Raw genomic sequence first — 15669 nt, forward strand, 5'->3', positions numbered from 1 at the left:
AACCCTGTTATTTTGACAGGTTGGAAGTTGAAGAGACCAAAGCTGTCAAGAAAGCCCCGTTATTTTGACAGGTTGGAAGGAGAAGAGACCAAAGCTGTCAAGAAAGCCCCGTTATTTTGACAGGTTGGAAGGAGAAGAGACCAAAGCTGTCAAGAAAGCCCCATTATTTTGACAGGTTGGAAGTTGAAGAGACCAAAGCTGTCAAGAAAGCCCTGTTATTTTGACAGGTTGGAAGGAGAAGAGGCTAAAGCTGTCAAGAAAGTCCAGCTTTTTTGACAGGTTGGAAGTTGAAGAGACCAAAGCTGTCAAGAAAGCCCGGTAATTTTAAAAAAATGACCTACTCTGTATTTAGTAGGTCATTTTCTTATTAAGTGAATCTTTAAATTAGCGTATTTCCTAGCTTACCTTCCTAGTTTGCTGTCTTCTCAATAAAGAAGGTAACCACCACAAACAGGATAAAGGCCAGTAATAGCAATGATCCGCCGACGATGAACAGGACCATGACGAATGTTTCCCCCAGGTTGAATGGGTTGATGTTGTACATCCACATTCCGACTGTGAGTCCCAGTGCGCCGACCATGCCGGTGATGCTATGGATGGATACGAGTTTTTTATATTTTATTTGATAGTTTTTGTAAAAAATACCCCAGGCAAATACGGATAGCCAGCCGACTAGCAGGATGTGGGCGTGGATTGGGCGCATTGCATAGTCGCCGGCGCCTGCCATATGTGAGCCCATGAAGGTTCCTATTAGTCCAAAGATTGCTGCGAATCGTATTAGTCGAATACTCCAAGTTTGTTCCATTTTTTATTCCTCCGTCTGTTTTTCTATAGGGAGCTTTATGGTAAAAGTCGTACCTTTTTGTGTCTCGCTCTCCACTTCAATTTTTCCGTTGTGTAATTCAATAATATGTTTGACAATCGACAGGCCCAAACCGGTTCCATCTTTTTTGCGTGAGGCATCGACGCGGTAGAATCGTTCGAAAATCTTAGAGGACTGTTCCTGGCTCATTCCGATTCCGGTATCTTTAAATGTGATGTTGATGGCCGCGTCGGCTTGTGTAAGCTGGATAAAAATACTTCCTCCGGGTTGATTGTATTTAATCGCATTTGTCAGCAGATTGTCCCATACCGTCATCAAAAGTTCGGGATCAGCGAGAATCGGGGCAGGGGGTAGGTGGTAAGAGATTTCGATCTCCTTTTCCTCCAATCGCCATTGATGCCTTCTGACCGTTTCTTTGATTTGCGTATCAATCCGTGTCATTCCACGCTTCATCGGATACGATTTTTGATCAAGCGATGTAAGAAGCAGCAATTGTTTCGTTAGGTTGGACAGTCGCTTTGATTCCTGGTCGATGATTTCAACGTATTCACGGTGCTCGTCGTCGAGAGCCTGCGTTTTTAACAGCTCCGCGTATCCCTGGATATTCATCAACGGTGATTGAAAATCATGGGACACATTATTGATGAATGATTTTCGCGCTTCATCATTATGCTGCAATTGAATCTGCATCGTGCTGAAGCTCTCGGCAAGCTGGCCGATTTCATCCTTGCGATGGATGTTCAATGGGAAGTTGAAGTTTTCCCTTGTGATTTCCCTGGTAGCCTCTGTCAGCTTGGTGATTGGCTGAATCAGGTGTTTGGCAAACCAGATCACCCCGGTGATACTCACGATGGAAATCGCGACAAAGAACCAGGCGAAAATGACATGGACATCAGAGAATAACAATTTGTTATTGGGCCTCAGGTACAAGCCATAGTCCTCGTCAGCAATCGTGAAGGGGACGCCGACGGTATTTCCAAGCTGATTGGAAAAATGGCTCATCATCATCCAAGGTGAGCGTGAACTGTCCATTCCATGGTAGATTTCCTTCTCCTCCACAACCTTCATGGCCTCAGCTGGCAGGTTCTTTTTTGAAAATGGTTCGCCAAACTCAAACTCCTCGCCAGATTCACTGATAACATAGATTTGATAGCCCAGTTTACTGATTGAATCCAAATAAGCTGCAAAACTTAAGTGGGACGTCGAGTGCATTTGCTCCAAACTTGAGGCAACCTCTTCGGCAACCTTTACGTTCTGTGAGTCTATCCTCTCTCTTGTCGAAGTCATATAGACCCAGTTGGCAAGAATGAAGGCGATCACGATGCTGATCCCGAGGATGAGCAGGGTGGCGATGATGAACTTCCTATACAATGTCTTCATTTCATTTCCTCAAGTCTGTAACCAATTCCGCGGATCGTCTGGATTTCAACTGAAGCCTCATGCTTCTTCAGGCGTTCACGGATCCGATTGATATGGGTATTCAGCGTTTGTTCACTGCCTTCATAATCCGCTCCCCAAGCCTGCTCGATCAAAGACGCCCTGGGAGTTGTTTTATTCAGGCGAGATGCCAGGATACTGAGCAGCTCAAATTCCTTCAATGGAAACAGGATCGTCTCCTGATTGATTACAACTTCAAAGCTGTTCCGGTCAATCTTCATATTACCCGCCTGGATCAAAGAATCGACAGCACGCTGCATTCGCCGCAGGACAACCGCCACCCGGAATAAAAGCTCCTTCACTTCAAAAGGTTTTACAATATAATCCTCACTGCCTGAAAGGAACCCTTCTTCCTTATCGCTTAATTGACCCTTGGCGGTAAGGAGGATGACAGGGATTTTCCAATCATCAGTCAGGATTTTTGTCAGCTCGAAACCATTCATCCCGGGCATCATCACATCAACAATCGCAAGATCGACATTTTGCTTTTCCAATAAGGATAAAGCCTCTTCGGCATCATTGGCCCTGAAAACCTGGTATCCTTCCTGGGTCAAATGGATGGTCACGAGTCTCTGAATATTTATATCATCATCAACGACCAGGATTCTCATTGGTCATGCCTCCTTAAAAGAAAGGAGAGAGTTCTCTCCTTTTCCTTATTGAATCTCAGGACTGGTTTGTTTATCTTTTTCAAAGAATAGAATCAGTGCCGGTAAAAGCATGCCGCGAACAAGGAAAGTATCAATCAGGATCCCGACAGCGACCATGAATCCGAAGATGAACAGGTCAGCGATTGGCATCGTCGTCAGAGCAGCGAATGTAGCCGCCAATATGACGCCTGCTGATGAAATGACACCGCCCGTGTTGCGAATGGAAATTTCCAAAGCCTCTTTCACTTTGTGATTCTTCCGCTCCTCGATAAAACGGGAAGCCAGAATAATATTATAATCGATTCCCAGGGCCACAAGGAAGATAAAAGCATATACCGGCACACGTGTACTGATTGCATCATATCCGAATAGGGCATCGATCAGGAATACACCGAGGCCAAGTGCAGATACATACGAAAGCAGGATGGTGGCCATCATGTAAATGGACATTTTCACACTGCGTGTCAGGACAACGAGCAATCCTAGAATAAGTGCTGTTTCCAGCAGGACGATTTTGAGGATGTCACCGTTGTTGACTTCTCGCTCATCGACAAGCTTTGGGGTGATTCCGCTGAAATAAGCGTCAGCATCCAGCCCTAAATCTTCCAGCATTTCAGGGGCCTCGTCCGTTAGTTTTTCGATGTAGTCCATTGCTTCCACAGAGTATGGATTCATGTCGAGTGCAATGCTGAATTTGACCGCATCGCCATTTTCGGTTAATCCCTGTGGTCGAATCGAAGCGATTTGTTTTTCTTCATTCAGTTTTTCTGAGATTGTCTTTACAATTTCTTCAGTTAACTTACTGTCGCTTTCAATCAACAATGTAGTAGGGGCAAGTTCACCTTTATCATATCTCTGTTCCACTATTTCATAGCCAACTCGGGAAGGCAAATCTTCAGGGAAGCTTTTCACCATGTCGAATTCATACTCAAGATTGAAGACGTTCAGTGCAGATAGGACTAGCAAAATACCGACCACTCCGCCAGAAAGGCCAGGCTTGTTGACAACAAATTTGGCAACCGGACCCCAAACACCATGCTTGACCTCTGTTTCAACCCCATACTTAGGCACTTTAGGCCAGAAAGCCTTGCGTCCGAATAAAGTGAACAATGCAGGCACCAGCGTAATGGAAGCGAGCATGATGAAGAACATCGCTGTTCCGAAAATCGGAGCAAAGTTCTGATAATCACGGAAATCAGCGAACAGAAGTACAAGCATCGCAGCCAAGACGGTTCCGCCGGCAAAAAAGACAGGTTCGCCTGTTGCACGCATCGCATACTTCATCGCATCGAATTTATTTTCGTAATGGTTCAGCTCCTCGCGGAAACGTGAAAAGACAAATAAAGAATAGTCAATGACGGCTGCAAAAAGCAGGATACTCATGATTGATGTCGTTTGGTTATTGATCTCCAATCCTCCTGCTCCTAGAAGGGCAACACTCTGGTTCACAACCTGGTAGACGATCGCTGTGGCCAATAAAGGAATGATCGCAAGCAGAGGCGAACGATAAATGACAATCAGCAGGATCAGGATTATTCCAACCGTTGCCAGCAACAGCACGAAATCTGCCCGTTCAAATAGCTTAATGGTATCACCTGATATCCCTGCAGGACCAGTAATATAGAAAGAAGTCCTCTCAAGCTTGTCAGCGATACCTGTGCCGATTTCAGTTGCACGGTCATTGATCTCAGCATACTCATCATTGCCCAGACCCTGTTCCAATTCCATAGGGACAATCATCGTCGATTGATCTTCGGATATAAAACCGCTAAGCGCCTGTGGCGGAAGGGAACGGGTATCAACAATGTTTCTGATTCCTTCGATATCCTCAGAAATAATGCCATCAAGGATTTGATTCACTTCATCAAGATTAATGTCCCCTTTGTCATTATGAAAAACAAGAATACCCGGGGTACCCTGCTCATTCGGGAAGTAATCCTCCGTTTTATTTTGCGCGATAATCGATTTTGCATCATCAGGCAGAGATTGAAAGTTGTTCACTTTGTAATTGCCAAGCTGAGGGCCTGCACTTAAGCCAACCATCAACACCAGCCAGGCGATGATCGTAATCCACATCCCGCGTTTCGTTGAAACCCAGTCAGTGATCGAATAAAGCAATTTCTTCATGAATTATAGCCTCCTATGTTTGTTCCTGTAATCTAATCTAACTTCAGACTCGTTCCGGTAATTTTAGGGGTAGGGGAGACCAGAACGAGCACTGAACAATGAACATCATAAACTATGAAAATAAACACAACATCAACTTTCAGTTACATTTTTTCATTTAAAAGAGCAGAACCCAATAAATCAGAAAGTATAAAAGTATAAAGAATGTTCAATATTTTCTTCATGGAATCTGAGGAGCTATCTCAGTAAAACATACTTAATTCTTTAAGGTTTTCTTGGGAGGTAGATATCAAAATGAGTTTCCCGTAACAAAAAGGAGATGAGGAAATTGAAGATTGAATTTGCTTTTTAAAAATTCAGAAAAGTATAGACGTTTTTAATTGGATCCAGTATCCTAATAATATGGAGTAAAGAAAATTCTTAAGGAGGAGGGTTGAAAATTAAAACTATGGTAGCGGCCAGTGATCTTCATAAAGAAATTGAAAATCTTTCAAGCGTGCAAAAAGATCAGGTTTTCCATGTGATCAAGGCACTAAAAGGGTCAAAAAAAGAGCTGCATTATACAGGGAGACTTTTAGGGATAGGTTTTGAAGAAAATGGGGAAATGAGTATGGAATTGGGTATGCAGAATGCCAATACATATGACGTTGCTCAAGGTGGAGCCCTTTATACATTGGCAGACGTAGCCATAGGTTTTCACATAATGACCATGATACCAGAGGATACTCAAGTCTTCACCTTAGAATTGAAAATGAATTATGTAAGGCCAGGTAAAGGGAAAAAGCTGTATGCAAAGCCTTCAATCATCCATCTCGGGAAAAGTACAGTGGTTTCCGAGTGCATAGTAATTGATGAGAAAGCCGAGACAGTCGCAATTGCCTTAGGAACATTTTTTTTAAAACATAAAGGGCTATCAAAGGAGGAAATAAAATGAGTGTGAAATTTGACGAAGGTTTGCAAGTAAGGCGTGAAGTGTTAGGGGCTGAATATGTAGACAACTCAATCAAAAACGCAACAAGCTTTACAAAGCCTCTTCAGGAATTAGTTACCGAATATTGCTGGGGAGAGATTTGGACTAGAGAAGGTTTACCTAAAAAGACGAGAAGCATGATCAATTTAGCGATGTTGACTGCTTTAAATCGTCCGCATGAATTGAAGCTGCATTTACGTGGAGCCATTAATAATGGGGTCACAAAAGAAGAAATCCAGGAAATCTTTTTACAGACTGCTATTTATTGTGGAGTACCAGCCTCACTGGATAGTTTTAAAGCAGCCCGTGAAATATTTGAGGAAATGGGAATAGAAGAATAAAAAGAAAAAAGCTGTACTTCATTCTGTAAACACCATTCTAAAAATAAAGGTAGAATGGTGTTTTTTAAAACTAAAAGATATTGAATTTTTTGATAATTAATACTATTATAAATTTAAAGCTGTCGACAGCCGACAGATAATTAAGTGATGAAAGGAGGGAAAATGTGAATCAAATACCTCTTGAGAAAGCGCTTCCGTTTTACCTGCAAATTCAGCAAACGATAAAAGAGCGAATTTGGCAAGGAGAATATAAACCAGGGGACAGATTATTTGAGGCCCAGCTTGCAAAACAATTCTCTATTAGCCGCAGCCCTGTGCGAGAAGCGATCCGGACTTTAATTAATGAAGGTCTTTTGATTATGGATGAGAAATCTCAAATAACTGTATATAAGCCAACTTTGAAGGATGTTAAAGATATTTACGGCTGCAGGGTTGCCCTTGAATCAGCTGCTGTTGCTCTGGCAGCAGAGAGGGCTTCAGAGCGGCAAATAGAAGAACTGGGAAGAATTATTGCGGAAACAGAAGCAGCTGTTGAAAGCAATGAAAAGGAAGAAATCGTAAAGTGGAACGAAAAATTCCATGAACACATTATTTTAATAAGCGAAAACATAAGGTTGAAAAAACTGGTGGATGAGCTTCATTCATTAACCTATTATTATAGGCTCCTGAATATTGAAGGTAATGAACGCGGGGAAGTTATTTTAAAAGGGCATAAAGAAATATTCAACGCGATTAGAGAAAAAAATCCAGAAAAAGCAGTACTCAGTTTAAAGAAACATACGGAAGAGGATTTGAAAAATCTGATAAATCTGATTGAAGGAAAAGAGGGGAAAAAATGAGGATTGTTGATGCTGAGGTCTTAACTGAAAGTGTTGCTAAATTGTGCTGGGAAGCTTGTTACTACTTGCCGGATGATGTTCTTGCAGGTTTCAGACGTGCCGAAAAAACTGAAGCTTCGCCCATTGGCAAATCTATTCTCCAACAGCTGCTGGAAAATGCGGATGAAGCTAAAACAAACCACATGCCATATTGCCATGATACAGGAATGGCAGTTGTTTTTGTTGAAATCGGGCAGGATGTTCACATTACAGGTGGGGATTATCTTGAAAGCATCCAGGAAGGAGTGCGGACTGGTTACAGAGAAGGCTATTTAAGAAAATCTGTAGTAGGAGACCCTTTGCTGCGCGTTAACACGGGGGATAATACACCAGCTGTGGTACATACGGAAATTGTGCCAGGTGACAAAATCAAAATCACTGTACTGCCAAAAGGCGGGGGCAGTGAGAATATGAGTGCAATGAAATTTCTTCTTCCGGGAGAAGGGATTGAAGGTGTAAAGAAATTTGTCCTTCAGACGATTAAAGATGCTGGAGGAAAGGCATGCCCACCTGTAGTTGTAGGAGTGGGGATTGGCGGCAGTTTTGATAAAGTGACTTCTCTTGCAAAACACGCTGTATTAAGAGAAATCGGTGTTCACCATCCAGACCCGCATATTGCCGAACTGGAACAGGAATTGCTGGAAGCCATTAATGATACAGGGATTGGGCCTCAGGGACTTGGGGGAACGAGTACTGCCCTTTGGGTACCGATCGAAACATATGCATGTCATATTACGGCTTTGCCTGTTGCAGTTAATATTCAATGTCATGCTGCAAGAAAGAAAACAATCGTAATTTAAACAACGGCTATTATTGATGATTTTTGTCCGGGCAAATGACTTATGAAATTTAAAAGAAAATCTAAATGGAATCGAAAGGAGAGGAATCAAGGTGGCAGAATATAGGCTGCAAACCCCCATAACAAAAGAAGATATAAAAAAATTAAAAATCGGCGACTCGGTGCTTCTCACAGGAACGATTTACATGGCAAGGGACGCTGCACACAAAAGAATGGTCGAGCTGCTTGAGAATAATGAGCCGCTGCCTGTGGACCTAAAGGGAGAGACTATTTTTTATGCTGGACCTTGTCCTCCAAAACCTGGTCAGGTCATTGGGCCTGTCGCGCCGACAACTGCCTTCAGAATGGATCCTTACGCACCTGCAATGTATGAATATGGTGTTGTGGGGACGATTGGCAAAGGGCCGAGAAGAGACATGGTTAAAGAAGCTTGCAAGAAATATGGTGCAGTCTCATTTGCCGCAATTGGCGGTTTATCAACCATTTTAAGCAGAAGAGTTAAAGCAGTTCAAGTGGTTGCTTATGAGGATCTGGGACCTGAGGCAATAAGGCGGCTTGAAGTAGAAGATTTCCCTTTGCTCGTAGCATACGATTCATTCGGGGATGACCTCTATCAGCAAGAAATAGCAAAATATGAAAACTATAATGAAAAAGCAAACAAAGGAGCTGTTTAATGATGAAAAATTACGATATTGCGGTCATACCTGGCGATGGCATTGGTAAAGAAGTGGTCCCTGTAGCGTTAAAAGTTTTGGATACGGTTGCAGAGATTCATGGGGGACTAAAATTTAGTTATCAATCCTTTCCCTGGAGCAGTGATTATTATGTAGAACACGGTAAGATGATGCCAGAAGATGGATTAAATACACTTAAAAACTTTGATTCTATCTTTCTTGGAGCAATCGGAAACCCCGCTCTTGTACCTGACCATATTTCTCTTTGGGGCCTTTTAATCAAAATTAGAAGAGAATTTGAACAATCTATTAATATTCGTCCAGCAAAATATTTTAAAGGCTTAAAATCCCCTCTAGTCAATCCTAATGACTTTGACTTAATTGTAGTTAGAGAGAATAGTGAAGGCGAGTATAGTGAAGTTGGAGGCAGAATACACAAAGGTGAAGATGAGCTTGCCGTCCAAAATGCAATATTTACAAGAAAAGGGACAGAACGTGCGATGCACTATGCCTTTGAGCTTGCAAAGAAAAGAAGAGGTCATGTAACCTCTGCTACGAAATCAAATGGAATTTTCCATTCTATGCCTTTCTGGGATGAAGTTTTTAATGATGTTAAGAAAGACTACAAGGATGTACAAACGGCTGCCTACCATATTGATGCCCTTGCAGCATTTTTTGTAACCCGTCCACAAATATTCGATGTGATCGTGGCAAGCAATCTGTTTGGTGATATTTTAACTGACATAGGGGGAGCTATTATGGGGAGCATTGGTATAGCCCCTGCAGCCAATATAAACATTAACGGTAAATACCCATCTATGTTTGAGCCTGTTCATGGTTCTGCTCCTGATATCGTTGGTAAAGGAATCGCAAACCCGATTGGGCAAATATGGACCGCTAAAATGATGCTTGATCATTTCGGCGAAGAAGAGTTAGGCAAAAAGCTTCTTGATGTCATTGAGGATGTAACAGAGGACGGAATCAAAACATCTGATATTGGCGGAACATCATCAACAGAAGAGGTTGGAGATGAGATTTGCAGAAGGTTGAAGAAGGCAGTTTCTGTATAAATAAATGAAGTATTGAAAAATTCCAGCTCATCAGCTGGAATTTTTTTGTCCTTTTAAGCTGTTGAAAAGGGTACCCTTTATGATGATTGTTACGGTGTGCATATAAGGTGAAACGTATTTAAACAAAAATACAACCGCTGCAGCAATGGCAGCGGTTGTAGCGGGTAGTATAATATAATTATTTGCTTTCAGCGTCCTCAATAATATCTTTGCCGATTTTCTCTGCCCATTCGTTGTACACTGGCTCTAAAGCCTTCTTGAATTCTTCAATTTCTGCTTCTGAAAGCTCGTTGATTTCTACTTGACCATTTTCTTTAAGCTTTGCTAATGCGTCATCATTAAGCTGTTTCGCCGATTCTCTAGCAAGCTTTGTTCCTTCGTCAATACCCTTTTGAACAACGGCTTTTGTTTCTTCATTTAAGCCATCCCAGAACTTAGTGTTAGTTAGTAATGCGTAGTCAACGCGTGTATGGCCCATGATTGTCATGTACTTTTGAACTTCATCAAACTTTTTGGACTCAATGTTGCTAAATGTATTTTCCTGTCCATCGACAGTTCCTTGTTGAAGGGCTGTGTACAGTTCTCCAAATGGGATAGAAGCGGATCCAGCACCTACCTGATCATAAATGGCTTCAAGCAATTGTCCGCCTTGTGTACGGATTTTTAAACCTTTTAGATCCTCTGGCTTAGTGATTGGTTTTTTATCATTTGTCATGTGCTTGGCACCGTTTGGCCACATCGCCTGACCGAGAACACCATCTTTTTCTAATCGCTTAAAGATCTCTTGTCCTTTTTCTCCATCCCAGAAGGCATTAGCTGCTTCATCTGTTTCGAAAAGGAAAGGCATTGCTGGAATATTGAATCCAGGATCGTTACCAACAAGTTTAGACATATCAGGTAAAATAAACTGGACATTGTTTGCTACCAGGTTCTGATATTCATCTTTATCGCCAAATAAAGAGCTGTTTGGGTACACCTGAACTTTGATTTTACCACCGGATTCTTTTTCAATGACTTCTTTCATTTTGAGTGCACCCTGGTGCTTTGGTGTATTTTCGGCAACTACGTGGGAAATTTTAATTGTAAGTTCCTGAACCCCATCACTTTTTGTGCCGCCGCTTTTTCCTTCAGTTTTTTCGGAATTACCGCAGGCTGCCAGGGCGAAGGTTAGTACCAGAGTCAGTGCTGCCAGCAACAATTTTTTCATTTTCTTCATTTAAAATCCCCCTTTTTAATAAATAGGATGAGACAAATTTGTTTATTTCCGTATGGTCTGCTTCTTTATCCAGTGCATTGCTTGCTTCATTGTATTTTTGATATACCATCTCAGGCAGCGAGGTTGCAGCCCCTGAATCTTTAAACAACTGATTGGCCATGCCTATGTCCTTTTTAATTAGATCAAGGGAGAAGCCGGAGTCATAGGATTCAGTCAAAATAAAGTTTGGAAACTTATATTCAGTTGAACCGCTTCTGCCTGTACTCTGATTGAAAACATTAATAGCATGCTTAGGTTCTACTCCAAAACTCTCCAGTAATTGGACAGCCTCACAGGATGCTAAAAGGTGAGAGGCAGATAAGTAATTATTGATTGCTTTAATTAAGTGGCCGCTTCCTATAGGTCCAACATGGAAGATATTTGTCCCCATGGAACCTAGTAAACGCTTACAATTTTGAAAGTGATCAGCCGTTCCTCCAGCCATAATGGTTAAAGTCCCATCAACCGCTTTTTTGACTCCTCCACTGACAGGTGCATCGACAAAGTTGATATGATATTGTTTGAGCTTTTTGTTGTTCTCTCTTGTATCACTTGGATAGGAACTGCTCATGTCAATAATCATAAGTGGCTCATGATTTGCCCTGGCCCGGTGGGTCACATAAGAAATAATATCTTCTAATACTTTGTTAACGATCGCTGAAGAGGGCAGCATTAAAATAATGGAGTGAACATCGCTAATCCATTCTTCCAATTTTCCAGTGTTTCCGCCAGCAGCCCTGAACTCTATCAAGGCGTCCTCATTAACATCTGCTCCAAAAACATTATAATGATTTCTTAAAAGGTTTTTTGCCATTGGCAAGCCCATTTTACCGAGTCCAATAAAACCGACATTCCCGTTCATAGGAAAATATCTCCTTTAAACTCTTTATGTAATGAGCAATTGAAACTTTTAGTTACTGCAACGGAAGCAGTAATTTTCCCAGACTTATCAGCCCTATTGAATCCTTCACTGAGGATTCCTCTTTTTGTTGCCAAATTAAAAAAGTTTCCCTTCACTTTTCGACCTCCCATTTTGGATTTTGGATACAAAACAAATGTGACGTGGAGAAAACACAGGTTGTTGAAAACAGTATAACAAATCAACCGAATATTGTGAATACACAAAAAATAATAAAAAAATAAAAATTTTCTGTTTATTTTTATTTTAACATCTAGTATATTAAAAAATGATACTAGCATGGATTGGATACAATCCAAAAAAAAGGAGTTGAAGGGGTATGAAGCTCTTTAAATGGCTCGATCGCATCGAAGAAGGTGCGGCTGGCTTGCTGTTTATGGGAGGAGTCGCAGTAAGTTTGTATGGTGTATTTACAAGATATGTATTAAATGCACCAAAGGCATGGGTAACAGAAATTTTTGAATTTTTGCTGGTGTGGGCGATCTTTATTGGTTTTGGTATGGCGCTAAAAGACAATCGGCATATTCAAGTTGAACTTCTCTTTGACAAGCTGCCACCTGGTCTAAAAAAAATCGTTGCTGGTATTAGCAATATAATTGGTGCAGGATTTTCCTTCTACCTTGCTTATTCTTCCATAGAATTGATAACGCTTTCAAAAGAGCAGGGGATAACTACAATTGATGTAGGCATACCGCTATGGATTACTTATCTTGTACTTCCTATCGGGATGGGTTTACTGGGGATTTATTTCGTTGTTAAAGCATACCGGGCATTCAAGGGAGATAAACGGGAGATTACCGGAGAGCTAGAAACTCTTTATGAAGAGATGAAAGAATTAACTACAGAAGAGCAGAAGGAAGTGGGAGCATGAGTCCTGTCTTAGTGTTATTTTTGGTTTTCGCCGTTCTTTGTCTTATAAGAGTGCCAATTGCGGTTAGCCTGGGGCTTTCAAGTATAGTGGCTCTGTCTATGGTCGATTTTACGCTATATACAGTTATCCAAAAAATGTTTAACTCTTTAAACTCTGCAACTTTAATGGCGATTCCTGGATTCGTATTTGCAGGAATTATCATGTCAAAAGGCGGGATTTCATACCATCTTATTGAGGCGTTGAAATCCTGGGTAGGCCATATCCGCGGCGGGCTGGCTGTTGTTACGATCCTTGCTTGTATGATATTTGCAGCGATTTCCGGATCCAGTCCTGCAACAGCTGCAGCAATTGGAAGTATTATGATTCCGGGAATGGTTAAAGCAGGCTACAGCAAGCGATATGCTATGGGACTGGTTGCAGCATCAGGGACACTTGGGATTCTTATTCCTCCATCAATTCCATTAATTATTTATGCATCTGTGGCAGAAGAGTCTGTTGGCAAGCTGTTTGCTGCTGGTATCATCCCAGGTTTATTGCTGGGCGGAATTTTGTTGGTTTCGGCGATTATTAATGCAAGGATCAATAATTATGGTAAATTGCCTAAGGAGTCTATGGATGTTCGCTTGAAAAAGAATTATAAAGCAATCTGGGGTTTCCTTCTTCCGGTTATAATTCTTGGAGGAATTTATTCAGGTATTGTAACACCAACTGAAGCAGCTTTCGTTTCATGTTTCTATGGAATTATTGTTTCAGTATTTATTTATAAGGAAATGTCATTCCATAAATTTAGAGAAGTACTCAAGGAATCGATCAATATAACTTCTATGATTTTCCTGGTAATTGCTTCTGCGATGATTTTCGGGATGTTTTTAACAACTGAACAAGTTCCGCAAAGTTTTGCAACATGGATTGAAGCTAGTACTACAAATAAATGGATCTTTATGATTGGTGTCAATTTAATGTTCTTCGTACTGGGAATGTTCCTGGAAGCTGTAGCGATTATCCTGATCACACTTCCAATTTTGCTTCCGGTATTAGTAATGTTTGATATTAATATCATTCACTTTGCCATCATTATGACAATCAATATGGAGTTGGCCATGATTACACCTCCAGTCGGATTGAACCTGTTTGTTGTAAGCGGTATCACAAGGGAAAAAGTCGGGGAAGTGGTAAGAGGAGTTCTTCCTTTCTTTGCTCTAATGATATTAGCCCTTGTATTGGTCGTAATATTCCCGCAGATTTCGCTGTTTTTAGCGAAATAAATCTACACATTTACAACATGTCTGAGGAGTTTTCTATGAATCAAGTGAAAAATTTTCATACATTACAAGAAAAAGTGACAGATATGATAAGAGAATCAATTTTCACACAGGTGTATAAGCCTGGTGAAAGACTGATTCAGGATGAACTGGCATCAAGGTTTGGAGTGAGCAGGATGCCGGTTAGAGAAGCATTGCGTTGCCTGGAAAGAGAAGGACTGGTAGCGTTTCTTCCCCATAAAGGAGCCCAGGTAATCGGCTTCAGAAGGGAAGATATAGAAGAACTGTATTATTTGAGAGCTCTGCTGGAAGGCATAACTGTTCAAAAGTCGATGAATTTTCTTACTAAAAAAGACAGAACAGAACTGAGCCTTTTGGTTGAAAAAATGGATCATGATATTGAAAACAATGATCAGGATTCTTTTATCAGTCATAACCACCAGTTTCATCTGTTGCTCCAAAAGGGTTGCAATTGGAAAAAGATAAAACTGCTGACAAAAGAGTTTATCGAAGGATACCCGGCTCATGTTCCAAGTCTAATACCAAAAACAATGATTGTTTCAAACGAAGAGCATAAAAGAATGCTTCAAGCATTAGAATTAAAGGATCCGATCATGTTGAGGCAGCTTGTAGAAAATCACATCATGAGGGCAGGAAATGCGCTTACTCAAGTAATTGAGTAGGCAATTCCTTCAATATAATCGGATCCAATATCCATGGAGGAGAAAAAATGCCGCCAAAACGTTCGTACTTATTTGTTCCAGCTACATCAGAAAGAATGTTGGAGAAAGCTGTATCAAGCAATGCAGACAGTATCATATTTGATTTGGAAGATGCTGTGGCAATTAATGAAAAAGAGATTGCAAGAGAGCGGGCTAAAAACTATTTATTAAACCATCCAGCTGACAAAGATGTCTATATTCGAATCAATGATTTTACAACAGAGTATTGGAGAAAAGATGCAGTTAGCTCCGTTGTATCGGGAGCCAAGGGAATTATTGTCCCAAAAGCTGAAAGCGCAGCGAATATGAAAGTGATATGCCAATTAATCCTGGAAGAGTTAGAAAGAACGGGGAAATCTAATCTGCAATTTGAAGTATTGCCTTTAATTGAAACAGCACGAGGTGTTCATTTTGCTTATGAAATTGCTAACTCTCACCACTTAATCAAAAGACTTGTATTTGGATCTATTGATTATTCACTTGATGTTGATTGTGAATTGACAGATGGCGGTGAGGAGCTTTACTTTGCAAGGTCCCAGATTGTAAATGCCTCAAGGGCAGCAGGGATCGGAAGTCCGGTAGATGCAGTATATCCGGATCTTGCAAACGAAGAGGGTTTAAACAGGGAAGCAGTTCGAGCAAGAATTTCAGGATTTAAAGCGAAGCTGGCCATCCATCCAAAACAATTAAATGTAATTCACAATGTTTTCACTCCAGGAGAAAAAGAACTTGAAGAAGCCAGGGAGATCGTCACTGCCTTTGAGACGGCAGAGCAAAATGGCAGCGCCTCCATCTCCGTTCGCAATAAACTAGTTGATTACCCAGTATATAAAAAAGCCAAAAGCCTTTTACAGTATTCAGCATTATAGAA

At 41.1% G+C, this 15669-nt stretch carries 17 protein-coding genes; 10 read left to right on the plus strand and 7 right to left on the minus strand.

From position 1 onward, the window contains the following. Window positions 1-409: 409 nt before the first annotated feature. From J7E38_RS09420 to J7E38_RS09435, 4 genes are read right to left on the minus strand one after another with little or no spacing between them, the layout of a single operon-like run. Window positions 410-805, minus strand: a complete 396-nt coding sequence (locus tag J7E38_RS09420; RefSeq protein ID WP_214705493.1) for a hypothetical protein — start codon at window positions 803-805, stop codon at window positions 410-412. A 3-nt stretch (window positions 806-808) separates the two neighbouring features. Next, on the minus strand, window positions 809-2203 hold the full coding sequence (locus J7E38_RS09425) for a sensor histidine kinase (RefSeq protein WP_214705494.1): 1395 nt from the start codon (window positions 2201-2203) through the stop codon (window positions 809-811). Continuing rightward, complete coding sequence (locus J7E38_RS09430; protein WP_214705495.1) at window positions 2200-2871, minus strand: response regulator transcription factor; 672 nt, start codon at window positions 2869-2871, stop codon at window positions 2200-2202. Before J7E38_RS09430 ends, J7E38_RS09425 begins: the two co-directional genes overlap by 4 nt. Before the next feature lie 45 nt (window positions 2872-2916). Then, on the minus strand, window positions 2917-5037 hold the full coding sequence (locus J7E38_RS09435; RefSeq protein ID WP_214705496.1) for an MMPL family transporter: 2121 nt from the start codon (window positions 5035-5037) through the stop codon (window positions 2917-2919). Between the two features lie 433 nt (window positions 5038-5470). On the opposite strand from J7E38_RS09435, the gene J7E38_RS09440 reads away from it, so the two are divergent. From J7E38_RS09440 to J7E38_RS09465, 6 genes are all read left to right on the plus strand, one after another. Then, entirely contained in the window at window positions 5471-5971 is a 501-nt protein-coding gene (locus J7E38_RS09440) for a PaaI family thioesterase (protein WP_214705497.1), read from the plus strand. Continuing rightward, window positions 5968-6348, plus strand: a complete 381-nt coding sequence (pcaC, locus tag J7E38_RS09445; RefSeq protein WP_214705498.1) for a 4-carboxymuconolactone decarboxylase — start codon at window positions 5968-5970, stop codon at window positions 6346-6348. The genes J7E38_RS09440 and pcaC overlap by 4 nt, the downstream gene beginning before the upstream one ends. 164 nt (window positions 6349-6512) lie before the next feature. Further along, window positions 6513-7187, plus strand: coding sequence for a GntR family transcriptional regulator (locus tag J7E38_RS09450; RefSeq protein ID WP_214705499.1), 675 nt, complete (start codon window positions 6513-6515; stop codon window positions 7185-7187). Next, a complete protein-coding gene (locus J7E38_RS09455) occupies window positions 7184-8026 on the plus strand; it encodes a fumarate hydratase (protein WP_214705500.1) in 843 nt (280 codons plus the stop codon). The genes J7E38_RS09450 and J7E38_RS09455 overlap by 4 nt, the downstream gene beginning before the upstream one ends. Window positions 8027-8117: 91 nt before the next feature. After that, the gene (locus J7E38_RS09460) at window positions 8118-8699 is read left to right on the plus strand and encodes a FumA C-terminus/TtdB family hydratase beta subunit (RefSeq protein ID WP_214705501.1); all 582 of its coding nucleotides are present in this window, start codon (window positions 8118-8120) and stop codon (window positions 8697-8699) included. A 2-nt stretch (window positions 8700-8701) separates the two neighbouring features. Next, window positions 8702-9769 carry a tartrate dehydrogenase gene (locus tag J7E38_RS09465; RefSeq protein WP_285291720.1) on the plus strand — a complete coding sequence of 356 codons (1068 nt, stop codon included), beginning with the start codon at window positions 8702-8704 and terminating at the stop codon, window positions 9767-9769. 178 nt (window positions 9770-9947) lie between these two features. Here J7E38_RS09465 and J7E38_RS09470 read toward each other — a convergent pair whose 3' ends face one another. From J7E38_RS09470 to J7E38_RS09480, 3 genes are read right to left on the minus strand one after another with little or no spacing between them, the layout of a single operon-like run. Then, complete coding sequence (locus J7E38_RS09470) at window positions 9948-10985, minus strand: DctP family TRAP transporter solute-binding subunit (RefSeq protein WP_214705503.1); 1038 nt, start codon at window positions 10983-10985, stop codon at window positions 9948-9950. Continuing rightward, complete coding sequence (locus tag J7E38_RS09475; protein WP_214705504.1) at window positions 10912-11886, minus strand: NAD(P)-dependent oxidoreductase; 975 nt, start codon at window positions 11884-11886, stop codon at window positions 10912-10914. The genes J7E38_RS09470 and J7E38_RS09475 overlap by 74 nt, the downstream gene beginning before the upstream one ends. Continuing rightward, entirely contained in the window at window positions 11883-12041 is a 159-nt protein-coding gene (locus J7E38_RS09480; protein ID WP_214705505.1) for a hypothetical protein, read from the minus strand. Before J7E38_RS09480 ends, J7E38_RS09475 begins: the two co-directional genes overlap by 4 nt. 221 nt (window positions 12042-12262) lie before the next feature. Here J7E38_RS09480 and J7E38_RS09485 point away from each other — a divergent pair, with 221 nt between their 5' ends. Genes J7E38_RS09485 through J7E38_RS09500 form a run of 4 tightly spaced genes read left to right on the plus strand, consistent with a single transcriptional unit; the run spans window position 12263 to window position 15667 of the window. Beyond that, window positions 12263-12814 carry a TRAP transporter small permease gene (locus tag J7E38_RS09485; protein ID WP_214705506.1) on the plus strand — a complete coding sequence of 184 codons (552 nt, stop codon included), beginning with the start codon at window positions 12263-12265 and terminating at the stop codon, window positions 12812-12814. Next, window positions 12811-14079 carry a TRAP transporter large permease gene (locus tag J7E38_RS09490; RefSeq protein WP_214705507.1) on the plus strand — a complete coding sequence of 423 codons (1269 nt, stop codon included), beginning with the start codon at window positions 12811-12813 and terminating at the stop codon, window positions 14077-14079. Before J7E38_RS09485 ends, J7E38_RS09490 begins: the two co-directional genes overlap by 4 nt. A 35-nt stretch (window positions 14080-14114) precedes the next feature. After that, window positions 14115-14759 (plus strand): GntR family transcriptional regulator, encoded by a 645-nt coding sequence (locus tag J7E38_RS09495; RefSeq protein WP_214705508.1) that lies wholly within the window; start codon window positions 14115-14117, stop codon window positions 14757-14759. Window positions 14760-14806: 47 nt separating this feature from the next. Continuing rightward, a complete protein-coding gene (locus tag J7E38_RS09500; protein WP_214705509.1) occupies window positions 14807-15667 on the plus strand; it encodes an HpcH/HpaI aldolase/citrate lyase family protein in 861 nt (286 codons plus the stop codon). Window positions 15668-15669: the final 2 nt, after the last annotated feature.

It is taken from the genome of Bacillus sp. ISL-35, assembly GCF_018613355.1.
Taxonomy (GTDB): Bacteria; Bacillota; Bacilli; order Bacillales; family Cytobacillaceae; genus Mesobacillus.